The organism is Marinitenerispora sediminis (assembly GCF_003336425.1).
GTDB lineage: Bacteria > Actinomycetota > Actinomycetes > Streptosporangiales > Streptosporangiaceae > Marinitenerispora > Marinitenerispora sediminis.
Map to the genome: position 1 here is coordinate 20,780 of NZ_QEIO01000018.1, position 25,332 is coordinate 46,111.

The window sequence follows — 25,332 nt, forward strand, 5'->3', positions numbered from 1 at the left end:
GGTCTAACGCCGTGTGACGTACGAGGTTGCTAGCTGTCTGGTTACGTGGCGCGGCTACTCGCCGCGGGCCTTCGCCACGATCTCCGTGGCGACGTTGGACGGAACCTCCGCGTAGGAGTCGAACACCATGGTGTAGTTCGCCCTCCCCTGCGTGCGGCTGCGAAGGTCGCCCACGTAGCCGAACATCTCCGACAGCGGCACGAGTGCCTTGACGACGCGCGCACCCGCACGCTCGTCCATCGACTGGATCTGTCCGCGTCGGCTGTTCAGGTCGCCGATCACGTCGCCCATGTAGTCCTCGGGCGTGGTGACCTCGACCGCCATGACCGGCTCCAGAAGAACCGGCTTGGCTTGCCGCGCCGCTTCCTTGAAGGCCATGGAACCGGCGACCTTGAAGGCGAGTTCGGAGGAGTCGACGTCGTGGTAGGCGCCGTCCTGCAGCGTCACCTTGACGCCCACCAGCGGGTACCCCGCCAGGATGCCGAACTCCGCGGCCTCCTGGCAGCCGGCGTCCACCGACGGGATGTACTCCCGCGGGACACGGCCACCGGTGATGTTGTTGACGAACTCGTACCCGGCACCGTCGCCGTCGCCGTCGACCTCGAGCGGCTCGAGGTCGATGATGACGCGACCGAACTGGCCGGAGCCACCCGTCTGCTTCTTGTGGGTGTACTCGACCTTCGCGACCTTCTTGCGGATGGTCTCGCGGTAGGCGACCTGCGGCTTGCCGATGTTCGCCTCGACCTTGAACTCGTCGCGCATGCGGTTGACGAGCACCTCGAGGTGCAGCTCACCCATACCGGCGATGACCGTCTGCCCGGTCTCCTCGTCGGTGTTCACCTGGAAGGACGGGTCCTCCTCGGCGAGCCGCTGGATGGCGATGCCGAGCTTCTCCTGGTCGCTCTTGGTCTTCGGCTCGATCGCGACCCGGATGACCGGCGCCGGGAAGGTCATGGACTCCAGCACGATCGGCGAGGACGAGTCGCAGAGCGTCTCACCGGTGGTGGTGTCCTTCAGACCCATCACGGCCACGATGTCGCCGGCGCCGACGCGCGCGATCTCCGTGCGCTTATTGGCGTGCATCCGGTAGATCTTGCCGATCCGCTCCTTGCGGCCCTTCACGCTGTTCAGGACCTGCGAGCCGGCCTCCAGCACGCCGGAGTAGACGCGCAGGTAGGTCAGCTTGCCGAGGTGCGGGTCGCTCATGATCTTGAAGGCCAGGGCCGCGAACGGCTCGTCCTCGCTCGGCTTGCGGGAGAGCGAGGCCTCCTCGGTCTCGTCCTTCGGGTCGTGACCGGTGATCTCCTCGACGTCCAGCGGCGAGGGGAGGTAGTCGACGACCGCGTCGAGCAGCGGCTGCACGCCCTTGTTCTTGAACGCGGTACCGCAGAGGACCGGGACAGCCGTGCCGGCGATCGTGGCGCGCCGGATGGCGGGCACCAGCTGCTCGACCGTGGGCTCCTGGCCCTCCAGGTAGAGCTCCATGATCTCGTCGTCGGCCTCGGCCAGCGTCTCGACCAGCTTGTCGTGGCCTTCGCGCGCCGCGTCCGCGTGGGAGTCCGGGATCTCGATGGTGTCGTACATCTCGCCCTTGGCGGCCTCGTCGCTCCAGACGTAGGCCTTCATGCGGACGAGGTCGATGACACCCTTGAAGCCGGCCTCGGCACCGATGGGCAGCTGGATCGCCAGCGGGTTGGCCCCGAGACGGTCCGTGATCATGTCGACGCACCGCTGGAACTCGGCGCCGATCTTGTCCATCTTGTTGACGAAGCAGATCCGGGGCACGTTGTAGCGATCGGCCTGCCGCCACACCTGCTCCGACTGGGGCTCCACGCCCTCCTTGGCGTCGAACACGGCGACCGCACCGTCAAGGACACGCAGGTTCCGCTCGACCTCGACCGTGAAGTCGACGTGGCCCGGCGTGTCGATGAGGTTGATGGTGTGGTCGTCCCAGTGAGTGGTGGTCGCGGCGGACGTGATCGTGATGCCGCGCTCCTGCTCCTCCTTCATCCAGTCCATGGTGGCCGCGCCCTCATGGACCTCACCGATCTTGTACGTCACACCGGTGTAGAAGAGGATCCGCTCGGTCGTCGTGGTCTTACCCGCGTCGATGTGCGCCATGATCCCGATGTTGCGGACCTTGGCAAGGTCAAGAGCAGTGGTAGCCATGTGGCTCGTCTTCTCTCGGTCTCTCGTCTCGATAGGCCGCGGGGATTACCAGCGGTAGTGGGCGAAGGCCTTGTTCGACTCCGCCATCTTGTGCGTGTCCTCGCGACGCTTGACGCTCGCGCCCAGGCCGTTGCTGGCGTCCACCAGCTCGTTCAGCAGGCGCTCGGTCATGGTCTTCTCGCGACGCTGGCGGGCGTACTGCACCAGCCAGCGCAGGGCGAGCGTCGTGCTGCGGGACGAACGGACCTCGACCGGCACCTGGTAGGTGGCGCCACCGACGCGGCGGCTGCGCACCTCCAGAGCGGGCTTCACGTTGTCCAGCGCACGCTTCAGGACCACGAGCGGGTCCTGTCCGGTCTTCTCGCGGGCTCCTTCGAGGGCGTCGTACACGATGCCCTGCGCGATGGAGCGCTTGCCGTCGAGCAGCACCTTGTTGATCAGTGCGGTGACCAGCGGCGAACCGTAGACCGGGTCGGTGATCAGCTGGCGCTTTGGCGCCGGGCCCTTGCGCGGCATGCTTACTTCTCCTTCTTAGCGCCGTAACGGCTGCGCGCCTGCTTGCGGTTACGGACGCCCTGGGTGTCCAGAGAACCGCGGATGACCTTGTACCGGACACCCGGCAGGTCCTTCACACGGCCACCGCGCACGAGCACGATGGAGTGCTCCTGGAGGTTGTGCCCGACGCCGGGAATGTAGGCCGTGACCTCGATCCCGCTGCTGAGCCGGACACGGGCGACCTTGCGCAGAGCGGAGTTCGGCTTCTTCGGCGTAGTGGTGTAGACACGCGTGCACACACCACGACGCTGCGGACTCCCCTTCAGCGCCGGGGTCTTGTTCTTCGAGACCTTGTCCTGTCGGCCCTTGCGGACCAGCTGCTGGATGGTGGGCACCGCGTCTCCGTCTTTCTCGTGACCTACGCCGGTTCTGTTAGCCGATTGCGCTATTGACCTGCTGGATTTCCCGTCTCCCCCGACCCCCGCATCCGGGCGTGTCGCACTCTGCCCGAACATGACGGTGCCGACACGCTCGACCTCGCGGCCGACTGTCGTGGGAGGAGGTGTCACGCGTCGCTGTCGGGACGCCACCTCAAGGCAACCGGGGAAGCCCAGGAGGAACGGTCTCCAAAGCGCACACGTGTGACCCGCTGACTCACGGGCACGAAGTTGAAGAGTACCGAACGGCGTCTACCTGGTCAAAACAGCGGCGTCCGTGCTCGGTACCCGTGGCTCCGCAGCCTCATGCTGCCGTAGGTCACCCTCTAGTGTACGGGCAGTCAAGAGTGGACGCGTTCCGATTTTCGCGCTCCCCGGCGTCCGCGCTCCGGCCCCGGTTCACTCTGCCCCTCGCCCTACCCATCCGGGACCGCGGCACACGTGCCGACCGCACGAACCTCCGAACGCGTACGGCCCGCCCCGACCGGAGTCGGAAGCGGGCCGTACGCGGCGCCGGCGGCCCCGGCTCAGAACAGCAGCGACACGCCGCCGATGACGATCTCCAGCACCGACAGCGCGATGCCGATCCACGCCGTGACGACTCCGCCGCGCACCAGGTGCTCCCCCTCCAGCTGCCCGTTGGAGGACCGGATGGCCCGCCGGACGCCGGGAGCGAGCACCAGTGCGGCGATCGCCGTGCACAGGCCGAGCACCGGGACCAGCCCGAGGATGCCCAGCCAGAGCGTGGCGCCGGCGCGCGGCGCGGTCTCCGGCCAGTCGTCGATGTTGTCGTAGCCCGGGTACTCCTCACCCGCCGAGCCGCCGAGCGGGCGGTCGTCGAAGCCGGGGAACTCGTCGGCCACCCGGTCCCGGCCGCCGCGGCCGCGCCGGCCGCGCGGCCCGGGACGCGCGGTCCCGTCCGCCTCGTCGTAGCCGCCGGACTCCGGGTAGTCCGGGTAGTCCGGCTCGTCCCGGTAGTCGGCGCGGTCGTCGTACCGGTCGTCGTAACCGCGCTCGCCGTACCGGTCGTCGGCGCGGTCGTCGTACCGGTCGTCGTAACCGCGCTCGCCGTACCGGTCGTCGGTACGGTCGCCGTACCCCCGGCCGTCGTGACCGCGATCGCCGTACCGGTCGTCGGTACGGTCGCCGTACCCCCGGCCGTCGTGACCGCGGTCGCCGTACCGGTCGTCGACGCCGTCGCCGTACCCCCGGTCCTCGTCACCGCGGCCGGGTTCGCCGTAGCCGTCGGCCTCGCGGCCTCGGGCGAAACCGGCGTCCTCGTCGCGGCGGTCCCCCCGCTCGTGCGGTTCGCCACCGAGGAGGTCGTCGCTGAGGACGGGCATCGCCTGGGTGCCCTCACCCGGGTCCGGGTGGTGCGGGTCGGCGTGCCAGTCCTCGCCGGTCACGGGCGGCACGGGGCCGTCGCCGCGCAGGTCCTCCGGCCGCAGCGCCTGGGTGGTGTGCGTCGGGTTGCCGTCCCGGCGCCGGTCCTGGGCCTCGGCGCCGATCCGCCGCACCTCCTCCGGAAGGCGCGGATCGTCCCGGCTGAACGCCCAGGTGTTGCCGCTGCCGGTCCCGAGGTCGCCGCCCAGGGTGGGCTGCTCCGCGGCCGGCGGCTCAGGACGCGACTCGGTTCCGGCCCGTCCGCCCGCGGGTTCGAAGGGATCGGTGAGCGGGTCCGCGGCGCGGTCCGCCGCCGGACCACCCGGCGAACCGGCGCCGACGGGTGCCGGGTCCCGCCAGTCGCGGGGAGCGCCGAGCTCGTCGGCAGGCGCGCCCCCGGTCGGCGGCCGGTGGCCGCCATCCCAGGGCTCGGCGCCCAGCGGGTCGTCGTACCTGCGCTCGGCATCGGCGCGGTCGGTGTCGAGGCCGCCCGTGCTGGGCGGCCAGGCGGTGTCGGCCGCGAGCGGGTCCGGCCCCGGGGTCCCCGCCGCCTCCCGGCGTGTGTCCCAGTGCCCCGCGCCCGGCGATCCCGACAGCGGGTCCGACCGGTAGTCCGCCAACGGATCCAGCGGATCGGGCCGGCGGTCCCCCAACGGTCCGCGTGTGTCGTGCTCGGCCGCCCCGGCCCCCCGGTACGTCGGTCCGCCGAGCGGGTCCGCGTCCGCCCGCTCCGGGGCCTCCGGAACCCGGTACGGCCCGTCAAGGGGATCGAAGCCCGGGTACGCCGGCTCCGGGCCGCCGGACGGGCGGCCCAGCGGATCGGCGTCGCCCGCGGACGGCCCCCGGTCCTCGGCGCGCGGCCAGGCGGTGTCGGCCGCGAGCGGGTCCGGCCCCGGGGTCCCCGCCGAATCCCGAGGCGTGTCCCAGTGCCCCGCGCCCGGCGCACCCGAGGGCGCATCCGACCGGTAGTCCGCCAACGGATCCAGCGGGTCGTGCTCGGCCGTCCCGGCCCCCGGGTACGTCGGCACGCCCGGCGGTTCCGCGTCTGCGCGGTCGGGCGCGCCCGGGCCCCAGCCGGGATAGCCGGCGGCGGTCCCGCTCCCGCCGGAGGAGAACGCCGCCGGCTGCTCGCCGGTCGGCACGCGGTAGACGCCGGCGTGCGGCGCATCGTCGCCGCCGCGGCCCGGCGAGCCGTCGGCCGCGGGTGCCGGGCCACCCAACGGGTCGCCGGCGCGCTCACCGGACGGCGCCGGGTTCCAGGCGTCGGCGGAGCCGGTGTAGGGCCGGTCCAGCGCGGGGTCCGGCCGCCGCGGTTCCCCGTGGTCGGAGGCGCCGCCGGCTTCGCCGGCACCGTTGCGGTACCCGCCCCAGTCGTCCGTGCTGCCGCCGGACGGCCATCCGCCGTCGGAGCGGGAGGAGGCCGCCCCGAGGCCGGAATGGCCGTCGGCCAGCGGGTCGCGGCCGGCGTCGGAGTACCCCCCGAAGGCGGCCGGCTCGCCGACCGGGGTGTGCGCTGCGGGCCACGGCCGGCCGTCGTCGAGCGGGCGCCCGGACCGGTCCGGTGCCGGCCCGCCGGCGTCGCCGGCGGGCCGGTAGGAGTCGCCCAGCGGGTCACCGTACCCCGTCGGCGGCCGCCCGTCCCCCTGCGCCGCGGCGGCGGCGTCGGGGTAGGCCCCCGGGTCTCCGGCCGGAGCCGGCTCCCCCATCCCGCCGAGGGCGGAGGGGTAAGGCTCGGCCATGCCGGGACGCCGGGCGGCGTCCCCGTAGCCGAGCCCCGGGTACCCGCCCGCACCGGGCGCCGCCACGTCACCGTGGCCCCGCAGATAGGGATTGTCCGTCAAAGGCGCGGGCCGCTCACCGCCGGGTGCGGTCTCGGGGCCGTCCTGAGTCCGCTGCTCGTCGCCGCTGGGGTCCTCGTACCGCGCCTGGGCCCGGTACCGGTCGCCGCTGGGCGTGAACCACGAGTCCGGCGTATGCTCCGGCTGCTCGTTCCGGTCCTCCGGCGACCTGTACGGCCCTCCCCCGTTTTCGGTCACTGTGTTCGATCTCCCGACCGCGCGTGCGCGCTCTTCCGACTGTCCGCCCGAGTATGGCGGGCGGCAACGACGAACGGCGGCAGTACCACCCCTCCGGAGTGGACCACCGCCGTCGCCAGTTCAACCAATCGATCTCACCGGTTGGTTCTCAGGTCACCTGTTGTAGGGACCGAAGTCGTACTCCTCCAGCGGGACGGCCTCGCCGGACCCCTGGCCGAAGGTGTACTCGCTGGGCTCCTCGTAGGCCGACACCGAGTACATCGACGCCTTGGCCTCCTCGGTCGGCTCGACCCGGACGTTGCGGTACTGCGGCATGCCGGTACCGGCCGGGATGAGCTTACCGATGATGACGTTCTCCTTGAGCCCGAGCAGCGGGTCGCTCTTGCCGTGGATGGCGTTCTCGGTGAGGACCCGGGTGGTCTCCTGGAACGAGGCCGCGGACAGCCACGACTCCGTGGCCAGCGATGCCTTGGTGATGCCGAGCAGCACCGGCCGGCCGGAGGCCGGCTGGCCGCCCTCGGCCACCACCTGGCGGTTGATCGCCTCGAACTTCGGACGCTCCACCATCTCGCCCGGCAGCAGCTCGGTGTCGCCGGACTCCAGGATGTTCACCCGCTTGAGCATCTGCCGCACGATGATCTCGATGTGCTTGTCGTGGATCGAGACACCCTGCGACTTGTAGACCTCCTGCACCTCCGACACCAGGTGCTGCTGGACCGCGCGCGGCCCCTGGATGCGCAGCACCTCGTGCGGGTTGATGGCGCCCTGGATGAGCTGCTGGCCGACGGTGACGTGGTCGCCCTCGCCGACGAGCAGCCGGGCCCGCATCGGAACCGGGTAGGCGATCTCGTCCGAGCCGTCGTCCGGGATCAGGACGATCTTACGGCTCTTCTCGGTCTCCTCGATCCGGATCCGGCCCTCGACCTCGCTGATCGGGGCCACACCCTTGGGGATGCGGGCCTCGAACAGCTCCTGGACGCGGGGCAGACCGTGCGTGATGTCCTGACCCGCGGAACCGCCCATGTGGAAGGTCCGCATGGTCAGCTGGGTGCCGGGCTCACCGATGGACTGCGCCGCGATGATGCCGATGGCCTCACCCACGTCGACCGGCTTGCCGGTGGCCAGCGAACGGCCGTAGCAGGTGCTGCACACGCCGATCTTCGCCTCGCAGGTCAGCGAGCTGCGCACCCGCACCCGCTCGACCCCCGCGGCGATCAGCTTGTCGATCATCGTCTCGGTGGTGTCGGTCAGCGCCGCGGCGACGACCTTGCCGTCCACGACGACGTCCTCGGCGAGGGTGCGGCCGAAACCGGTGTTCTCGACGTTGTGCTTGCGCACGACGACGCCGGCGGCGTTCTTCTCGCCGATCTCGTGCCACAGCGACCGGTCGGTGCCGCAGTCGATCTCGCGGACGATGACGTCCTGCGCCACGTCCACCAGGCGGCGGGTGAGGTAGCCGGAGTCGGCGGTCCGCAGCGCGGTGTCCGCCAGGCCCTTGCGCTGGCCGTGCGTGGAGATGAAGTACTCCAGCACGGACAGGCCCTCGCGGTAGGAGGACTTGATCGGCCGCGGGATGGTCTCGCCCTTGGTGTTGGAGACCAGGCCGCGGATACCGGCGATCTGGCGGACCTGCATCGGGTTGCCTCGGGCGCCGGAGTTGACCATCATCCACACCGGGTTGTCGGCGGGGAAGTTCTCCTCCATCTCCTTGGCGACCTCGTTGGTGGCCTTGGTCCAGATCTCCGTGAGCTCCTGGCGGCGCTCGTCGTCGGTGATCAGACCGCGGTCGTACTCGCGCTGGATCTTGTCGGCCTGCCGCTCGTAGCCGTCCAGGATGGCCTGCTTGCGCGGCGGGGCGACGACGTCGCCGATGCCGATCGTCAGGCCGGACCGGGTGGCCCAGTGGTAGCCGGCGTCCTTCAGCGCGTCCAGCGTGGTGGCCACCTGGACCTTCGGGTAGTTCTCCGCCAGCTCGTTCACCAGGGCGGACACCTGCTTCTTGCCCACCTGGTAGTTGACGAACGGGTAGTCCACCGGGGTGGTCTCGTTGAAGAGGTACCGCCCGAGGGTGGTCTCCAGCGTGTACGGCTCGCCCGGCTGGTGCTCCTCCGGCGCGATCCAGTCGCGCGGCGGCGGGGCGTCGCCCTCCAGGCGCAGCTTGATGCGCGCCTGCAGGTCGAGGTCGCCGAGGTCGTAGGCCATGATGGCCTCGCCCGGAGTGCGGAACGCCCGGCCCTCGCCCTTCGCACCCTCCTTGAGGGTGGTCAGGTAGTAGAGCCCGATGATCATGTCCTGGGTGGGCATGGTCACCGGCTTGCCGTCGGACGGCTTCAGGATGTTGTTCGTGGCGAGCATGAGGATGCGCGCCTCGGCCTGGGCCTCCGCCGACAGCGGCAGGTGCACCGCCATCTGGTCGCCGTCGAAGTCCGCGTTGAACGCGGTGCAGACGAGCGGGTGGATCTGGATCGCCTTGCCCTCGACCAGCTGCGGCTCGAACGCCTGGATACCCAGCCGGTGCAGGGTGGGCGCCCGGTTCAGCAGCACGGGGTGCTCGGTGATGACCTCTTCGAGCACGTCCCACACCACGGGGCGGGAGCGCTCGACCATCCGCTTGGCGCTCTTGATGTTCTGCGCGTGGTTCAGGTCCACCAGGCGCTTCATCACGAACGGCTTGAACAGCTCCAGGGCCATCTGCTTGGGCAGACCGCACTGGTGCAGCTTCAGCTGCGGACCGACGACGATGACCGAGCGGCCGGAGTAGTCGACGCGCTTGCCGAGCAGGTTCTGGCGGAACCGGCCCTGCTTGCCCTTGAGCATGTCCGACAGCGACTTCAGCGGCCGGTTGCCCGGGCCGGTGACCGGACGCCCGCGGCGGCCGTTGTCGAACAGCGCGTCGACGGCCTCCTGCAGCATCCGCTTCTCGTTGTTGACGATGATCTCGGGCGCGCCGAGGTCGAGCAGCCGCTTGAGGCGGTTGTTCCGGTTGATGACCCGGCGGTACAGGTCGTTCAGGTCCGAGGTGGCGAACCGGCCACCGTCGAGCTGGACCATGGGACGCAGGTCCGGCGGGATCACCGGGATGCAGTCCAGGACCATGCCGTTCGGGCTGTTGCGCGTGTTCAGGAACGCCGAGACGACCTTGAGCCGCTTGAGGGCGCGGGCCTTCTTCTGGCCCTTGCCGGTGCGGATGGTCTCGCGCAGCTTCTCGGCCTCGGCGTCGAGGTCGAAGTTGGCGAGGCGCTCCTGGATCGCCTGGGCGCCCATGCCGCCCCGGAAGTACTTGCCGAAGCGGTCGCGCATGTCGCGGTAGAGCAGCTCGTCGCCCTCGAGGTCCTGAACCTTGAGGTTCTTGAAGCGGTTCCACACCTCTTCGAGGCGGTCGATCTCGCGCTGGGCGCGGTCGCGGATCTGCCGCATCTCGCGCTCGGCGCTCTCGCGGACCTTGCGGCGCGCGTCGCCCTTGGCGCCCTGCTCCTCCAGCTCGGCCAGGTCGGCCTCAAGCTTGCGGTGCCGCTCCTCGACGTTGGAGTCGCGCCGCTGCTCCAGGTGCTGCCGCTGGACGGAGATCTGCGCCTCCAGGGACTGGAGGTCGCGCTCCCGGGCCTCGGTGTCCACCCACGTGACCATGTAGGCCGCGAAGTAGATGATCTTCTCGAGGTCCTTCGGAGCGAGGTCGAGCAGGTAGCCCAGGCGGCTGGGCACGCCCTTGAAGTACCAGATGTGGGTCACGGGCGCGGCGAGCTCGATGTGGCCCATGCGCTCACGCCGGACCTTGGCCCGGGTGACCTCCACACCGCACCGCTCGCAGATGATGCCCTTGAAGCGGACCCGCTTGTACTTGCCGCAGTAGCACTCCCAGTCCCGGGTCGGACCGAAGATCTTCTCGCAGAAGAGCCCGTCCTTCTCCGGCTTGAGGGTGCGGTAGTTGATGGTTTCCGGCTTCTTGACCTCGCCGTGCGACCACTGACGGATGTCCTCGGCCGTCGCGAGGCCAATTCGCAGCTCGTCGAAGAAGTTGACGTCGAGCACTTAATTCGTCCCCTGCTCTTGGATCGCGGAATTAGACCTCTTCGACGCTGCTCGGCTCGCGCCGACCCAGGTCGATTCCCAGTTCTTCCGCTGCGCGGAAAACGTCCTCATCGCTGTCCCGCATCTCGATGGACATACCGTCGCTGGACAGCACTTCCACGTTCAGACAGAGCGACTGCATCTCCTTGATGAGCACCTTGAAGGATTCGGGGATACCCGGCTCGGGGATGTTCTCGCCCTTGACGATGGCCTCGTAGACCTTGACCCGGCCCACGACGTCGTCGGACTTGATGGTGAGCAGCTCCTGGAGGGCGTAGGCGGCACCGTAGGCCTCCAGCGCCCACACCTCCATCTCGCCGAACCGCTGGCCGCCGAACTGCGCCTTGCCGCCCAGCGGCTGCTGGGTGATCATCGAGTACGGACCGGTGGAACGCGCGTGGATCTTGTCGTCCACGAGGTGGTGCAGCTTCAGGAAGTAGGTGTAGCCGACCGCGATCGGCTCCTTGAAGGGCTCACCGGTGCGGCCGTCGAAGAGCCGCGCCTTGCCGTGCTCGTTGACCAGGCGCTCCCCGTCGGCGTTGGGCAGGCTGGACGCGAGCAGGCCGCCGATCTCGTTCTCCCGCAGGCCGTCGAAGACCGGCGTGGCGACCTTGGTGCCGGGGGTGATGTCGTCGGCCCCGATGGCCCGCATCGCCTGCTTCCAGCCCTCGTCGTCGCCCTCGATCTTCCAGCCGCTCTTGGCCAGCCAGCCGAGGTGGATCTCCAGGATCTGCCCGACGTTCATGCGGCCGGGCACGCCCAGCGGGTTGAGCACGATGTCGACGGGCGTGCCGTCCTCCAGGAACGGCATGTCCTCCTGCGGCAGGATCTTGGAGATGACGCCCTTGTTGCCGTGCCGGCCGGCGAGCTTGTCGCCGTCGGTGATCTTGCGCTTCTGGGCCACGTACACCCGGACCAGCTCGTTGACGCCGGGCGGGAGCTCGTCGCCGTCCTCGCGGCTGAACACGCGCACGCCGATGACCTTGCCGGACTCGCCGTGCGGCACCTTCAGCGAGGTGTCGCGCACCTCGCGGGCCTTCTCACCGAAGATCGCGCGCAGCAGCCGCTCCTCCGGGGTCAGCTCGGTCTCACCCTTCGGGGTGACCTTGCCGACCAGGATGTCGCCGTCGACGACCTCCGCGCCGATCCGGATGATGCCCCGGTCGTCCAGGTCGGCGAGGACCTCCTCGCTGACGTTGGGGATCTCGCGGGTGATCTCCTCCGGGCCGAGCTTGGTGTCGCGGGCGTCGACCTCGTGCTCCTCGATGTGGATCGAGGACAGCACGTCGTCCTGCACGATGCGCTGGGAGAGGACGATGGCGTCCTCGTAGTTGTGGCCCTCCCACGACATGTAGGCCACGAGCAGGTTGCGGCCCAGCGACATCTCACCGTTGTCGGTGGACGGACCGTCGGCGAGCACCTGCTGCTCCTCGACCCGCTGCCCCTCCTCCACGATGGGACGCTGGTTGAAGCAGGTGCCCTGGTTGGTCCGCTTGAACTTGGCGACGCGGTACGTCTTGCGGGTGCCGTCGTCGGCCATCACGGTGATGTAGTCGGCGGTGACGTCCTCGACGACACCCGCCTTCTCGGCCAGGATGACGTCGCCGGCGTCGGTCGCCGCCCGGTACTCCATCCCGGTGCCGACCAGCGGCGCCTCGGAGCGGAGCAGCGGCACGGCCTGGCGCTGCATGTTGGAGCCCATGAGCGCGCGGTTGGCGTCGTCGTGCTCAAGGAACGGGATCAGCGCGGTCGCCACCGACACCATCTGGCGCGGCGAGACGTCCATGTAGTCGACCTCGCCCTTGTGGACCGCCTCGAACTCCCCGCCCTTGCGGCGGACCAGCACGCGGTCCTCGGCGAACGAGCCGTCGGCGTTGACCGGCGTGTTCGCCTGGGCGATGACGTAGCGGTCCTCCTCGTCGGCGGTGAGGTAGGAGATCTCGTCGGTCAGCCGGCCCTCGACGACCTTGCGGTACGGGGTCTCGACGAACCCGAACGAGTTCACCCGGCCGTAGGCGGCGAGCGAGCCGATCAGGCCGATGTTGGGGCCTTCCGGGGTCTCGATCGGGCACATGCGGCCGTAGTGCGACGGGTGCACGTCGCGGACCTCGAAGCCCGCGCGCTCGCGGGACAGGCCGCCCGGGCCCAGCGCCGACAGGCGGCGCTTGTGGGTCAGGCCCGCCAGCGGGTTGTTCTGGTCCATGAACTGCGACAGCTGGCTGGTGCCGAAGAACTCCTTGATGGAGGCGACGACCGGCCGGATGTTGATCAGGGTCTGCGGCGTGATCGCCTCGACGTCCTGCGTGGTCATGCGCTCGCGGACGACGCGCTCCATGCGGGCCAGGCCCAGGCGGACCTGGTTCTGGATCAGCTCGCCGACGGTGCGCAGGCGGCGGTTGCCGAAGTGGTCGATGTCGTCGACCTCGATCGGGAAGCTGCCGTGCTCGCGCGCCAGCTCGTCCTCGCCGGCGTGCAGCCGGACGAGGTAGTCGATCGTGGCGACGATGTCCTCTTCGGTCAGGGTGCCCTGGGTGTACTCCGCCTGCAGCCCCAGCTTCTTGTTGAGCTTGTAGCGGCCGACCTTGGCGAGGTCGTAGCGCTTGGGGTTGAAGTACAGGTTCTCCAGCAGCGTCTGCGCCGACTCCTTCGTGGGCGGCTCCCCCGGGCGCAGCTTGCGGTAGATGTCCAGCAGCGCGTCGTCGGTGCCCGCGGTCGGGTCCTTCTCCAGCGTGTTGCGGATGGACTCGTACTGGCCGAAGCGCTCCAGGATCTGGTCGGTGGTCCACCCCAGCGCCTTGAGCAGCACGGTGACGCCCTGCTTGCGCTTGCGGTCGATGCGCACACCGACGAAGTCGCGCTTGTCGACCTCGAACTCCAGCCAGGCCCCGCGCGACGGGATGACCTTGCAGCCGTAGAGGTCCTTGTCGGAGGTCTTGTCGACCTGGCGGTCGAAGTACACACCCGGCGAGCGGACAAGCTGCGACACGACGACGCGCTCGGTGCCGTTGATGATGAAGGTGCCCTTGACGGTCATGAGCGGGAAGTCGCCCATGAACACCGTCTGGCTCTTGATCTCACCGGTGTCGTTGTTGATGAACTCCGCCGTGACGAACATCGGGGCGGAGTAGGTCATGTCCTTGTCCTTGCACTCCTCTTCGGAGTACTTGGGCGGCTCGAACCGATGGTCGCGGAACGACAGCGACATCGTGCCCGAGAAGTCCTCGATCGGACTGATCTCCTCGAAGATCTCTTCGAGGCCAGACTGCTCCGGAACGTCCTTGCGGCCGGCGTTACGAGCCGACTCGACTCGGGTACGCCACTTCTCGTTACCGAGCAGCCAGTCGAAGGACTCGGTCTGCAGGGCGAGAAGGTTCGGGACCTCGAGTGGTTCCTGGATGCGGGCGAAGGAAACGCGGTTCGGACCAAGGGCGTTAGCGGAGGCGTTGCGCGAGGCTGCCAACAGGGGTCCTTCCGAAGGCTTGTGGCGGTTGATGCGCGCGCACGCCGGACGACCCGAATGTCGAGGAACCGCCGGACAGGGGCGGCTCCCATCTAGAGGACGTACGCACCAGCCCAATCACGCAAGAATTGGACACTACGTACGGACTCCGGCACAGGATTCGTCAATGGGCAGCGCAAAAGGGCAGTGTAGCCGAATACTACACCGCTGTCCAACGGCAGCCCCCGGAGTCAGTCACGACACCACGCAGCATCGCCGCAACCGGCGGATCCGTCAAGCCCAGATCCGACAGAACAGGTCATTCCGCCTCCGTGAGAGGTCCCACAGGCCCCGGCAGGTGTGAGGGAGCATACATCCGGGAAGGACTCCCGGTTCCCCCGCTTCTGCTGCCGGCCTCCCGCGCCGGCCCGCCCGTAACCCGTCCGCCGGCTCGGAACCGGCGGGAGGCGCGGACGGACGCCGTCGCGATTATTCCAGTCCCCGCGACCGCTCGCGGCGCCGACAGGCGGCGTCCCGCCGTTTTTCCGGGCCCGCTCCGCCCGCCGGCCCCGGGGACGCCGACGGGCGGCCGCCCCCGAGGGAGCGGCCGCCCGTACCGGCAGCCGGGAAGACCGGACTACTTGAGCGTGACGGTGGCGCCGGCGCCCTCCAGGGCGGCCTTGGCCTTCTCCGCGGTCTCCTTGTTGACACCCTCCAGCAGCGGCTTCGGGGCGTTGTCGACCAGGTCCTTGGCCTCCTTGAGGCCCAGGCTCGTGAGGCTGCGGACCTCCTTGATGACCTGGATCTTCTTGTCGCCCGCGGCCTCGAGGACGACGTCGAACTCGTCCTTCTCCTCCTCGGCGGCGGCCTCGCCGCCGCCGGCGCCCGGAGCGGCGGCCACGACCGCGGCCGGAGCGGCGGCGGTGACGTCGAAGCGCTCCTCGAACTTCTTCACGAAGTCCGCGAGCTCCAGGAGGGTCATCTCCTCGAAGGAGGCGAGCAGTTCGTCGGCGGTGAGCTTCGCCATGATTGCGGTCTCTCTTTCTCTTCCGGCCCGGGCGCCGGACGGCGCCGTGCCGAGCCTGTGCCTCCGGCGCGCGGCGCACCGGAGCGGGGTGGTCTGGGGTGGTTAGGCTTCCGCTCGCTTGTCGTGCAGCGCCTGGGCCAGCCGCACGGTCTTGGACGGGAGCGCCTGGAACAGGGCGGCAGCCTGCCCCTGCTTGGCCTTGAGCGCTCCGGCCAGCTTCGAGAGGAGAACCTCGCGGGACTCGAGGTCGGCCAGCCTGGTGATGTCCTCGGGGGTCATCGCCTTGCCGTCGATGACACCGCCCTTGATCACCAGCGGCGGGTTCGCCTTGGCGAAGTCACGCAGACCCTTGGCGGCCTCGACCACGTCGCCCTTGACGAAGGCGATGGCGGAGGGGCCCTGGAACAGGTCGAGGACCTGCTCGTCCAGGCCGGCCTCGGAGGCCGCGATCTTGGTGAGCGTGTTCTTCACGACGCGGAACCGCGCGTTCTGGCCGAGGCTGCGGCGCAGTTCGGTGACCTGCGCGACAGTGAGCCCACGGTACTCGGTCAGCACGGCGCCCGACGAACTCTGGAATTCCTCCGTGAGTTCGGCGACGGCGGCTGCCTTCTCCGGCTTCGCCATGGGACTCCTTCCAACTGTGAACACCGGCCAAGGAGCCATCGGAGTGGGCGGCGGAGGCATGAGAAAAGCCCCGGCGCGGGCGCACGGGGCGAGGGCCGGGTTGCGCTGCCGTCGGAGGGACGGGGCATCCGGCCACTGCTCACATCACGCCTGCGCTGGCCGCCCATTCGCATGGGACCTTGGGTCACCCGACGGGTGACGACCGGCGGTCTTCGGCACCACTCATACTAGGCCACGTTCCCGGGTGGTCAGAACAGGTGCGGCGCGGTCCGCAGCGGCCGGCCCTCGGTCTGCCGTCCCGGTCCCCGCGGCGCGGGTGGCCCGGAGACGCGCCGGGCGCCCCGGCCGCACGCGGGGTGCGGACCGGGGCGCCCGTGAGACCTGCGACGCCGGCGCGGGGCGCCGGCCGCTGTCAGGCGGAGGCCGCGGCGAGGTTGCGCGTCACGTTGGGGTCGACCGGGATGCCCGGGCCCATGGTCGTGGTCAGCGTGGCCTTCTTGATGTAGCGGCCCTTCGCGGCCGACGGCTTGAGCCGCAGCACCTCGTCGAGGGCGGCGCCGTAGTTCTCGACCAGCTTCTGCTCGTCGAACGACACCTTGCCGATGATGAAGTGCAGGTTGCCGTGCCGGTCCACGCGGAACTCGATCTTGCCGCCCTTGATCTCGGTGACGGCCTTGGCGACGTCAGGGGTGACGGTCCCGGTCTTGGGGTTCGGCATCAGGCCGCGCGGGCCGAGCACCCGGCCCAGCCGGCCGACCTTGCCCATGAGGTCGGGGGTGGCGACCACGGCGTCGAAGTCGAGGAAGCCGTTCTGGATCTCCTGGACGAGGTCGTCGTCGCCGACGTAGTCGGCACCCGCGGCGCGGGCCTGCTCGGCACGCTCACCGGTGGCGAAGACCAGGACCCGAGCGGTCTTGCCGGTGCCGTGCGGCAGGTTGACGGTGCCGCGCACCATCTGGTCGGCCTTGCGGGGGTCGACCCCGAGGCGCAGGGCGACCTCGACGGTGGCGTCGAACTTGACGGAGACGGTCTCCTTGGCGAGCTTGACGGCCTCGGCCGGCGCGTACAGCCGGCTGCGGTCGACCAGCTCGCTGGCCTTGCGGTGGTTCTTGCTGCGCTTCACGGAACACTCCTGTCGAGGGGCTGTGGTGTACGGGCCAGCGCCTGGCCCTGCCACGGTGGACGAGACCGGGACGGGCGTCAGCCCGTCACCTCGATGCCCATGGAGCGGGCGGTGCCGGCGACGATCTTCTCGGCGGCGTCGAGGTCGGCGGTGTTGAGGTCGGGCAGCTTGGTCTGCGCGATCTCCCGCACCTGCTCGCGGGTGATGGACCCGGCGCTGGTGCGGTTCGGGTCGGAGCTGCCCTTGTCGAGGCCGGCGGCCTTGAGGATCAGCTTCGGCGCCGGCGGCGTCTTGGTGATGAAGGTGAACGTCCGGTCCTCGTAGATGGTGATCTCCACGGGGATGACGCTGCCGCGCTGGGCTTCCGTAGCAGCGTTGTACTGCTTGCAGAAGTCCATGATGTTGACGCCGTGCGGACCGAGGGCGGTACCGACCGGCGGCGCCGGCGTGGCCTGCCCGGCCGGGAGCTGCACCTTGACGAGTGCCGCGATCTTCTTCTTCGGAGGCATTTCGGGTCCTTTGCCGGATCTACTGCGTGATGAGGTCCCTGCCCCACGCGTCGTGGGACCATGACCGTCCGCGAGGCCCCCGCCGCCCGGAGGCGGCACGGGGCGCCCCGGCCCTCGACGGGCGGGGGTGGACGCGCGTCCGCCGGGACCCGGGCGGGCGCGAACGAGCCCCGCCGAAGCGGGGCGCGGTGGGTCCGCCGGCCGGCGGACCCACCAAGTCTAGGCGATCGGCTAGATCTTCGAGACCTGGTTGAACGCCAGCTCCACGGGCGTCTCGCGGCCGAAGATCGAGACCAGCACCTTGAGCTTCTGGGTGTCGGGGTTGATCTCGCTCACCGTGGCGGGCAGCGTCGCGAACGGGCCCTCCATCACGGTGACGGACTCGCCCACCTCGTAGGCCACGTCCGAGCGGGTCTCGGTCTCCTTCTTCTTCGCCTGCTCCGCCTCCTCCTCCGGCTCCGGCGCGAGGAGGTCGGCGACCTCCTGCAGGCTGAGCGGAGCGGGGCGGTTGGACAGGCCGACGAAACCGGTGACGCCGGGAGTGTTGCGGACCGCCGCCCAGGACTCGTCCACCAGGTCCATCCGGACCAGGACGTAGCCCGGCAGCACCTTCTCGGTGACCTGCTGGCGCTTGCCGCTCTTGACCTCGGTGACCTCCTGCGTGGGCACCTCGACCTGGAAGATGTAGTCCTCCATGTTGAGCGACTGGGTGCGGCTCTCGACGTTGGCCTTCACCCGGTTCTCGTAGCCCGCGTAGGTGTGTACGACGTACCAGTCGCCCGGGAGCAGGCTCAACTGGGACTTGAACTCCTCGACCGGGTCGGGCCGGGGCGCCTCCTCCTCGGCGGCGGCCTCCTCCTCGACCTCCTCGGCACCCTCGCCGGCGGCCGCGGTGTCGGCCGCCGCGGCCTCGCCCGCGTCAGCAGCATCCGTCTGCTCGGTCCGCGGACCGGTCTCGTCCGCCGACGACTGATCCCGCTCCTCGGTGGGGAGATCGTCAGAGGTCAGTGGGGACTCGGACACGGCTGCTCTTTCTCTCGTCGGGTACGCGCTCCCAGCCGCGTGGCGGCCGAGAGAGTCGACAGCTGTCGACGCCTGTCGACAACGCCAGCTTACGGTCTCGGCCGGTGGGATGGGACCAACAGCCCATCAAAGCGCGGCACGGCCGGCGGCGCCGCGGACCCGACCCGGGTCAGGCCGGCGCGCCGAGGTTCCCGAACAGCCAGACAACGCCCTCCCCGAAGAGGACGTCGAGCCCGTAGACGTACCCGACCATGATCACGACGAACACGATGACGACGATCGTGTAGGTGATGAGCTCGCGGCGGGTGGGCCAGCGGACCTTGCGCAGCTCGCCGACGACCTGCTTGGTGAAGGTCACCGGACCGGTACGACGCTTGCGCTCCTTCTCCGGCTTGGCGTCGGCGTCAGTCTGTGTCACCTTGAGGTCCTTCGGAGTCGTCGGTTCACCTGGCACCTCCCGGCGATCCGCCGGTCGGCCGGGCGCTCACTACCACTGCGCTCCCAGATCGCTCTTGCAGGGCAGGAGGGACTCGAACCCCCAACCGCCGGTTTTGGAGACCGGTGCTCTACCAATTGAGCCACTGCCCTTCGGGGAACCCGCGTCCCCCACGATAGCCGCTGCGGCGAGCGGACGCGCGCGATTATTCGGCGTGTGCGCCACCCCAGGGCCCTCGGTCGCCTGAGTCTATGCCCATTCCGCGCACAGGACCAACCCGGCACGTCGCGGACGCCCGGCGGCGCGGTTCCACGCCTTCGCGGCGGCGCCCCCGCTCCGGGCCCGTCCGCCCCGCACCCGCCCGCCACGTGCGAGCATGGGCGTCATGACTGACCGACCTCGTATCTCCGCGCGTATCGGCGGCATCTCCGAGTCAGCGACCCTGGCGGTGGACGCGAAGGCCAAGGCCATGAAGGCCGCCGGGCGCCCCGTCATCGGGTTCGGGGCCGGGGAGCCCGACTTCCCGACCCCCGACTACATCGTCGAGGCCGCCGTCCAGGCGTGCCGCGAGCCCCGCTTCCACCGCTACACCCCGGCCGGCGGCCTGCCCGAGCTGAAGGAGGCGCTCGCCGCGAAGACGCTGCGCGACTCCGGGTACCAGGTGGACCCGAGCCAGATCCTGGTGACGAACGGCGGCAAGCAGGCCATCTACGAGGCGTTCGCCACGCTGCTGGACCCCGGCGACGAGGTCATCGTCATCGCGCCGTACTGGACGACCTACCCGGAGTCGATCCGGCTGGCCGGGGGCGTGCCCGTCTACGTCGTCACCGACGAGACCACCGGCTACCTGGCGTCGGTCGAGCAGCTGGAGGCCGCGCGCACCGAGCGCACCAAGGTGCTGCTGTTCGTCTCGCCGTCCAACCCGACCGGCGCGGTGTACACCCCGGAGCAGGTCGGCGAGATCGGCCGGTGGGCGGCCGGGCACGGGCTGTGGGTGCTGACCGACGAGATCTACGAGCACCTGGTGTACGGCGACGCCCGCTTCAGCTCGCTGCCGGTGCAGGTGCCCGAGCTGGCCGAGCGCACGGTCGTGGTGAACGGCGTCGCCAAGACCTACGCCATGACCGGCTGGCGGGTCGGGTGGGTCATCGGCCCCAAGGACGTGGTGAAGGCCGCGAGCAACCTGCAGTCGCACGCCACCTCCAACGTCGCCAACGTGTCGCAGGTCGCCGCGCTGGCCGCCGTCTCGGGCGACCTGGCGGCCGTGGCCGAGATGCGCACCGCGTTCGACCGGCGCCGGCGGACCATCGTCCGGCTGCTCAACGAGATCCCCGGTGTGTTCTGCCCCGAGCCGCAGGGCGCCTTCTACGCCTACCCCTCGGTCAAGGCGGTGCTGGGCAAGGAGATCCGCGGCCGCCGTCCGCAGACCTCCGCCGAACTCGCGGAGCTGATCCTGGAGCAGTCCGAGGTGGCCGTGGTGCCCGGCGAGGCGTTCGGCACGCCCGGCTACCTGCGGCTCTCCTACGCGCTGGGCGACGCCGACCTCGTGGAGGGGGTCGGCCGCATCGCCAAGCTGCTGGGCGAGGCCGAGTGACCCGGGCTCCCGGACCCCGCTGATCGCGGCCGCGGACCCGCTGTCCGCGGCCCCGCACCCTGCCGAGGGGGCCACCCCGATCTCCCGCGAGATCGGGGCGGCCGCGTTTTTCCGAGTACGGGACAACGGCCCGATCGGTTTGCGGCACCCTTGTGTCATGGAACGCCCGATCACTCGACTGCCCAAGGCCCACCTGCACCTGCACTTCACCGGATCCATGCGGCACGGCACGCTCGTGGAGCTCGCCCGGCTGCGCGGGGTGCACCTTCCGCAGGCGCTGGTCGAGGAGTGGCCGCCCAAGCTCAGAGCCACCGACGAGCGCGGGTGGTTCCGGTTCCAGCGGCTCTACGACATCGCCCGGTCGGTGCTGCGGGAGCCGGAGGACGTGTACCGGCTGCTGCGCGAGGCCGCCGAGGACGAGCGGGCCGCCGGCTCCGGGTGGCTGGAGATCCAGGTCGACCCGAGCGGGTACGCGGCGCGCTTCGACGGCCTCACCGCGACCATGGAGCTGATCCTGGACGCCGCGCGGACCGCCGAGCGCGGCACCGGAGTGGGGATCGGCGTGGTGGTGGCGGCGAACCGCACCCGGCACCCGCTGGACGCCAAGGCGCTGGCGCGGCTGGCCCGGCAGTACGCGGACCGCGGAGTGGTCGGCTTCGGGCTGAACAACGACGAGCGCCGCGGCCGGGCCCGGGAGTTCGAGGGCGCCTTCCGCATCGCGCGGCGGGCCGGCCTGCTGTCCGTGCCGCACGGCGGCGAGCTCCAGGGGGCCCGCAGCGTGCGGGAGTGCCTGGACGAGCTGGACGCCCACCGGATCGGGCACGGGGTACGCGCCGTCGAGGACCCCTACCTCGTGGAGCGGATCGCCACCCAGGAGGTCACGCTGGAGGTGTGCCCGAGCTCCAATGTCGGGCTCGGCGTGGTGGAGGAGCTCGCACACGTGCCGCTGCGCCGGCTGTTCGACGCCGGCGCGCCCATCGCGCTCGGCACGGACGACCCCCTGCTGTTCGGCCCGCGCCTGGCGGAGCAGTACGAAACCGCCCGGCACGTCTTCGGCTTCTCCGACGCCGAGCTGGCCGAACTCGCCCGGATGTCGATCCGCGGCTCCGGAGCGCCGGAGAGCCGGCGCAAGGAGCTGCTGGCCGGCGTCGACGCCTGGCTCGCCGCCCCGCCGGCCGGCGCCTGACCGCCGCGGCGCGCGGCGGCCGGGCGGGGCAGGCACGTCAGAACACCAACTGGCGGACGCCCTCGAAGACCATCGCGGCCCCGGCCACGAAGAACAGGACGGCCGCGCCGATCTGGATGGCGCGCTCCGGCAGCTTCTTGCCGAGCATCGCGCCGACCGCGATCGCGAGGCCGTCGGCCAGCACCATGCCTGCGGTGGAGCCGATCCACACCGGCAGCCACGGGTACTGGGTGCCCACCGTGATGGTGGCGAGCATGGTCTTGTCCCCCAGTTCGGCGAGGAAGAAGACCGCGCAGACGGTGAGGAAGCCCGAGCGGATGCGCCGGGAGGCCGCGCGCTTCTCGTCCTTGTCGGTCATCTCGTCTCCGCGCAGCGTCCACGCGCCGAAGGCGAGGAAGGCCAGACCGGCGACGAGGGTGACCCATTCGGTGGGGATCGCGAGTCCGAGCACTTCGGCGATGAGCACGCTGAGGCCGTGTACCGCGACGGTGGCGGCGGTGATGCCGAGGAGCACGGTGCGTGCGCGGTAGCGCGTCGCGAGGGACATCGCGACGAGCTGCGTCTTGTCCCCCATTTCGGCGACGAAAATGGCCGCGCCACTGACGCCGAGTGCGGTGAGGAATCCCACGGAGATCTCTGCCCTTCAGTCATGGACCGGGCAGAAGTGCGGGCGGACACACCACTTCGGCCCGGTACCGGCTACCGGGCCGAAGGTCTCGTCCGCCTGAACTCGGGTCAGGCCTGTGCGCCCGGGTCCCACCAGGGAGGACGGGGACCAGTCTGTCGAGCACACAATTGGGGACTACTCCCCTTCGACGAATTCCACGCTACCAGAAAAATGGATTCCCGCAATTTCTGGGAATGCCAATGAATTTCCGGTGAGTATCCGAAGAAATGAGTTCGGCGCACCGAAAAGAATTGCTGTCAGCCGTCAAGTGCGACGCCGACCATCACGGGCTCGTTGACCAGGGTGACGCCGAACGCCTCGGCCACACCGGCCCGCACCTCGCGCGCCAGTGCCAGCAGGTCGGCCGTGCTGGCCCCGCCGGGGTTGGTGAGGGCGAGGGTGTGCTTGCTGGATATGCGGGCCGGGCCGGTGCCGTGCCCCTTGGCGAAGCCGGCCCGGTCGATCAGCCAGGCCGCCGAGGTCTTCACCCGGCCGTCGGGCTCCGGGTAGCCCGGCGGCTCCACGTCGGGGCCCAGCCGCTCGGCGACCCGCTTGCGCAGCTCGGTGAAGGCGTCCGGGTCCAGCAGCGGGTTAGTGAAGAAGGAGCCCGCGCTGCGGGTGTCGGGGTCCGCCGGGTCGAGCACCATGCCCTTGCCGCGCCGCAGCCGCAGCACCGCGGCGCGGGCGTCGGCCAGGGGGACCCGCCCGCCCGGCTCGACGCCGAGCGTCCGCGCGAGTTCGGCGTAGCGGACCGGCCGGCTGAGGTCGGAGCGGGTCAGCTCGAAGACCACCTCGCACACCACGTAGCGGTCGGTGCCCTTGAAGGCGCTGTCCCGGTAGGAGAAGGCGCAGTCGGCGTTGCCGAGGACCCGCATGGCGCCGGCGGCGCGGTCGTGGACGAGCACCTCGACGACGGTCTCGCTGACGTCTTGGCCGTAGGCGCCCACGTTCTGGATCGGCGTCGAGCCGACGCGGCCCGGGATCCCGGACAGGCACTCGACCCCGCTGAGCCCTTCGGCGACGCACCGTGCGACGAGCGCGTCCCACTCCACGCCCGCGCTCGCGCGCACCCGCACGGTGCCATTCGCACCGGCCCGCAGGTCGATCCCCTCGGACGCGACATGCACGACCGTGCCCGGGAAGCCCGCGTCGGAGACCACCAGGTTACTGCCGCCGCCGAGGACGAGCAGCGGGTCGCCGGCGGCATCGGCCGCCACCACGGCCGCCACCAGCTCGTCGGTGGAGCGGGCCGTGACGAAGGCGGCGGCCGGGCCGCCGAGGCCGAGCGTGGTGTAGCGGGCCAGGGGCACGTTGCGGGTGGGAACAGCGGACACGGGCACCTCTGCGTCGGGGACGGGCGCGCCGGCGGGGGCCGGCGGGGACGGCCGGGTTCGTCAGGCCGCTCCGGGGCGGGGCTGCCGCGGCCCGGAGGCGGTCGAGGAACGCCTTCCTGGGCTGCTAGGCGAGCCGGACGACGGCGCTGGAGCGGGCCAGCACCTTGGCCCCGCCGCTGCGGGCGGTGATCTTCACGACGACCAGGTTGCCGTCGCGCTTCTCGCTGACCACGCCGCTCACGGCGATCTCGGCTCCGGTGTCGTCGTCGGGCACGACGACCGGGGCGGAGAACCGGACCCCGTACTCGACGAGGGCGCCGGGGTCGCCGGCCCAGTCGGTGACCAGCCGGCCGGCCTCCGCCATCGTGAACATGCCGTGCGCGATGACGTTGGGCAACCCGACGGACTTGGCGACGCGCTCGTTCCAGTGGATGGGGTTGAAGTCACCGGAGGCGCCGGCGTAGCGGACGAGGTCGAGGCGGCGCACCGGGAAGGTCCGCTCGGGAAGCTCGGTGCCGACCTCAACGTCGGCGTATCGGACGGTGGCGGTCATGGACTCTCCTCTGGCTGCCCGGGTCTGGCTACTTCACGTCCTGCTCGGCGCCGCCGCGTACCACCAGCATGATGACGGCGGTGACGACGTGCTCCCCCTCGACCGTGCTGATCTCGCTCTCCAGCGTCAGCATCTCGTTGCCGCCGAGCGCCTTGATGGCGGAGATCCGGGTGGCGGTCTCGACCACGTCGCCGGCCCGCATCGGCCGGCTGTAGCGGAAGGACTGGTCGCCGTGCACGACCATCGAGAAGTCCAGGCGCAGCTCCGGGTCGAGGGCGGCCTGGGCCACCCCCGCCATACCCATGATGATCGGGAAGGTGGGCGGCGCGACGACGTCGGTGTGCCCGGCGGCCTTGGCCGCCGCGACGTCGCGGTACACCGGGTTCGGGTCCTGGATGGCCTCGGCGAACTCCCGGATCTTGCCGCGGGTCACCTCGTAGGGCTCCGGGGACTGGTACACCCGCCCCAGGTAGTCGCGGTTGATCGGCATGGGCTCCCTCTCCAGACAGGTTCTCGGCGGCGGTCCGCCCGCGCGGCGCACCGGCCGGATCCGATCCTGCCAGCGCGGACCGGTCCGCGCACCGGGCGCCCACACAGTAGTAGCCCAGCGAGCGCGTCAGCTCACTGGGCTACGGGGTTCAGGCCGGTCGGTCCGCCACGGGTGCGGAGCGGGCCCTATCGGGTCTCGCGGTGCTCCGAGTGCTGCCGGCAGTTGGGGCAGTACTTCTTGAGCGAGAGCCGGTCAGGGTTGTTCCGCCGGTTCTTGCGCGTGATGTAGTTACGGTGCTTGCACTCCTGGCAGGCCAGGGTGATCTTCGGCCTCACGTCGGTGGCAGCCACGTTGGAGTGCCTTTCTCGCTGAACAACACGTCGAACACTGAAAAAGACCCGCGGTGACCCCTGAGCTGGCCAGGGGTCGCGCGAGTGGTAGCGGAGGCCGGACTTGAACCGACGACACAGCGATTATGAGCCGCTTGCTCTACCGACTGAGCTACTCCGCCTTAGAGCCGGGTTTCCGGACCTCTTCTGAGACTACCGGAACCCGATCAGACCGGCGAACATGATTTCCACCGGTCACCCACAGATGTGGACCGGACCTCATCAAGTGGTGGAGCCCCTTTACGGAATCGAACCGTAGACCTTCTCCTTACCATGGAGACGCTCTGCCGACTGAGCTAAAGGGGCGCGCTTCCGTGGCTTCCTCCCCGTGGGGGTTCCGCCCTTCGCGT

At 70.3% G+C, this 25,332-nt stretch carries 19 protein-coding genes and 3 tRNA genes; 2 read left to right on the forward strand and 20 right to left on the reverse strand.

The window, feature by feature from the left end; translation table 11 throughout:
* Positions 1–54: 54 nt before the first annotated feature.
* The 13 genes from fusA to DEF28_RS05640 all read right to left on the reverse strand — a co-directional run bounded on the left by fusA (position 55) and on the right by DEF28_RS05640 (position 18,921).
* Entirely contained in the window at positions 55–2,169 is a 2,115-nt protein-coding gene (fusA, locus tag DEF28_RS05580) for an elongation factor G (RefSeq protein WP_114396157.1), read from the reverse strand.
* Between the two features lie 45 nt (positions 2,170–2,214).
* Positions 2,215–2,685: a 30S ribosomal protein S7 gene (rpsG, locus tag DEF28_RS05585; RefSeq protein ID WP_114396158.1), complete on the reverse strand. Its 471-nt coding sequence runs from the start codon at positions 2,683–2,685 to the stop codon at positions 2,215–2,217.
* Between the two features lie 2 nt (positions 2,686–2,687).
* Complete coding sequence (gene rpsL, locus DEF28_RS05590) at positions 2,688–3,059, reverse strand: 30S ribosomal protein S12 (protein WP_114396159.1); 372 nt, start codon at positions 3,057–3,059, stop codon at positions 2,688–2,690.
* A 569-nt stretch (positions 3,060–3,628) separates the two neighbouring features.
* Entirely contained in the window at positions 3,629–6,223 is a 2,595-nt protein-coding gene (locus DEF28_RS05595; protein ID WP_147280057.1) for a DUF4190 domain-containing protein, read from the reverse strand.
* 450 nt (positions 6,224–6,673) lie between these two features.
* Positions 6,674–10,549: a DNA-directed RNA polymerase subunit beta' gene (locus DEF28_RS05600; RefSeq protein ID WP_114396161.1), complete on the reverse strand. Its 3,876-nt coding sequence runs from the start codon at positions 10,547–10,549 to the stop codon at positions 6,674–6,676.
* A 31-nt stretch (positions 10,550–10,580) separates the two neighbouring features.
* Positions 10,581–14,048 (reverse strand): DNA-directed RNA polymerase subunit beta, encoded by a 3,468-nt coding sequence (gene rpoB, locus DEF28_RS05605; protein ID WP_114396162.1) that lies wholly within the window; start codon positions 14,046–14,048, stop codon positions 10,581–10,583.
* Between the two features lie 616 nt (positions 14,049–14,664).
* Positions 14,665–15,054 carry a 50S ribosomal protein L7/L12 gene (gene rplL / locus DEF28_RS05610; protein WP_114396163.1) on the reverse strand — a complete coding sequence of 130 codons (390 nt, stop codon included), beginning with the start codon at positions 15,052–15,054 and terminating at the stop codon, positions 14,665–14,667.
* 102 nt (positions 15,055–15,156) lie between these two features.
* Positions 15,157–15,678 carry a 50S ribosomal protein L10 gene (rplJ, locus tag DEF28_RS05615; protein WP_114396164.1) on the reverse strand — a complete coding sequence of 174 codons (522 nt, stop codon included), beginning with the start codon at positions 15,676–15,678 and terminating at the stop codon, positions 15,157–15,159.
* A 412-nt stretch (positions 15,679–16,090) separates the two neighbouring features.
* A complete protein-coding gene (rplA, locus tag DEF28_RS05620) occupies positions 16,091–16,801 on the reverse strand; it encodes a 50S ribosomal protein L1 (RefSeq protein WP_114396165.1) in 711 nt (236 codons plus the stop codon).
* 77 nt (positions 16,802–16,878) lie between these two features.
* The gene (gene rplK / locus DEF28_RS05625; protein ID WP_114396166.1) at positions 16,879–17,310 is read right to left on the reverse strand and encodes a 50S ribosomal protein L11; all 432 of its coding nucleotides are present in this window, start codon (positions 17,308–17,310) and stop codon (positions 16,879–16,881) included.
* Between the two features lie 231 nt (positions 17,311–17,541).
* Positions 17,542–18,333, reverse strand: coding sequence for a transcription termination/antitermination protein NusG (gene nusG / locus DEF28_RS05630; RefSeq protein ID WP_114396167.1), 792 nt, complete (start codon positions 18,331–18,333; stop codon positions 17,542–17,544).
* A gap of 169 nt (positions 18,334–18,502) precedes the next feature.
* On the reverse strand, positions 18,503–18,751 hold the full coding sequence (gene secE / locus DEF28_RS05635) for a preprotein translocase subunit SecE (protein ID WP_114396168.1): 249 nt from the start codon (positions 18,749–18,751) through the stop codon (positions 18,503–18,505).
* Positions 18,752–18,848: 97 nt separating this feature from the next.
* Positions 18,849–18,921: transfer RNA gene (locus DEF28_RS05640), tRNA-Trp, on the reverse strand.
* A gap of 233 nt (positions 18,922–19,154) precedes the next feature.
* Between DEF28_RS05640 and DEF28_RS05645 the strand changes: the two genes are divergently transcribed.
* Both DEF28_RS05645 and DEF28_RS05650 read left to right on the forward strand, forming a co-directional pair.
* Positions 19,155–20,363, forward strand: a complete 1,209-nt coding sequence (locus DEF28_RS05645; protein WP_114396187.1) for a pyridoxal phosphate-dependent aminotransferase — start codon at positions 19,155–19,157, stop codon at positions 20,361–20,363.
* A gap of 157 nt (positions 20,364–20,520) precedes the next feature.
* A complete protein-coding gene (locus DEF28_RS05650) occupies positions 20,521–21,549 on the forward strand; it encodes an adenosine deaminase (protein ID WP_114396169.1) in 1,029 nt (342 codons plus the stop codon).
* A 37-nt stretch (positions 21,550–21,586) separates the two neighbouring features.
* On the opposite strand, the gene DEF28_RS05655 is transcribed toward DEF28_RS05650, so the two are convergent.
* From DEF28_RS05655 to DEF28_RS05685, 7 genes are all read right to left on the reverse strand, one after another.
* Positions 21,587–22,177, reverse strand: a complete 591-nt coding sequence (locus tag DEF28_RS05655; RefSeq protein WP_114396170.1) for a TMEM165/GDT1 family protein — start codon at positions 22,175–22,177, stop codon at positions 21,587–21,589.
* Between the two features lie 296 nt (positions 22,178–22,473).
* Positions 22,474–23,550, reverse strand: coding sequence for a UDP-N-acetylmuramate dehydrogenase (locus DEF28_RS05660; protein ID WP_114396171.1), 1,077 nt, complete (start codon positions 23,548–23,550; stop codon positions 22,474–22,476).
* Between the two features lie 124 nt (positions 23,551–23,674).
* Complete coding sequence (locus DEF28_RS05665; RefSeq protein WP_114396172.1) at positions 23,675–24,103, reverse strand: MaoC family dehydratase; 429 nt, start codon at positions 24,101–24,103, stop codon at positions 23,675–23,677.
* 28 nt (positions 24,104–24,131) lie between these two features.
* Positions 24,132–24,593 carry a MaoC family dehydratase N-terminal domain-containing protein gene (locus DEF28_RS05670; protein WP_114396173.1) on the reverse strand — a complete coding sequence of 154 codons (462 nt, stop codon included), beginning with the start codon at positions 24,591–24,593 and terminating at the stop codon, positions 24,132–24,134.
* Between the two features lie 185 nt (positions 24,594–24,778).
* Complete coding sequence (gene rpmG / locus DEF28_RS05675; protein ID WP_114396174.1) at positions 24,779–24,943, reverse strand: 50S ribosomal protein L33; 165 nt, start codon at positions 24,941–24,943, stop codon at positions 24,779–24,781.
* A gap of 85 nt (positions 24,944–25,028) precedes the next feature.
* Positions 25,029–25,104, reverse strand: a tRNA-Met gene (locus DEF28_RS05680).
* 108 nt (positions 25,105–25,212) lie between these two features.
* Positions 25,213–25,288: transfer RNA gene (locus DEF28_RS05685), tRNA-Thr, on the reverse strand.
* Positions 25,289–25,332 lie beyond the last annotated feature (44 nt).

What these genes read in the sequence shown, in the direction of transcription:
- fusA (WP_114396157.1), bottom strand. Translation starts at nt 2,169, where the DNA reads ATGGCTACCACTGCTCTTGACCTTGCCAAGGTCCGCAACATCGGGATC.
- rplJ (WP_114396164.1), bottom strand. Translation starts at nt 15,678, where the DNA reads ATGGCGAAGCCGGAGAAGGCAGCCGCCGTCGCCGAACTCACGGAGGAA.
- rplK (WP_114396166.1), bottom strand. Translation starts at nt 17,310, where the DNA reads ATGCCTCCGAAGAAGAAGATCGCGGCACTCGTCAAGGTGCAGCTCCCG.
- DEF28_RS05645 (WP_114396187.1), top strand. Translation starts at nt 19,155, where the DNA reads ATGACTGACCGACCTCGTATCTCCGCGCGTATCGGCGGCATCTCCGAG.
- DEF28_RS05670 (WP_114396173.1), bottom strand. Translation starts at nt 24,593, where the DNA reads ATGCCGATCAACCGCGACTACCTGGGGCGGGTGTACCAGTCCCCGGAG.
- rpsG (WP_114396158.1), bottom strand. Translation starts at nt 2,685, where the DNA reads ATGCCGCGCAAGGGCCCGGCGCCAAAGCGCCAGCTGATCACCGACCCG.
- DEF28_RS05665 (WP_114396172.1), bottom strand. Translation starts at nt 24,103, where the DNA reads ATGACCGCCACCGTCCGATACGCCGACGTTGAGGTCGGCACCGAGCTT.
- DEF28_RS05650 (WP_114396169.1), top strand. Translation starts at nt 20,521, where the DNA reads ATGGAACGCCCGATCACTCGACTGCCCAAGGCCCACCTGCACCTGCAC.
- DEF28_RS05595 (WP_147280057.1), bottom strand. Translation starts at nt 6,223, where the DNA reads ATGGCCGAGCCTTACCCCTCCGCCCTCGGCGGGATGGGGGAGCCGGCT.
- rplL (WP_114396163.1), bottom strand. Translation starts at nt 15,054, where the DNA reads ATGGCGAAGCTCACCGCCGACGAACTGCTCGCCTCCTTCGAGGAGATG.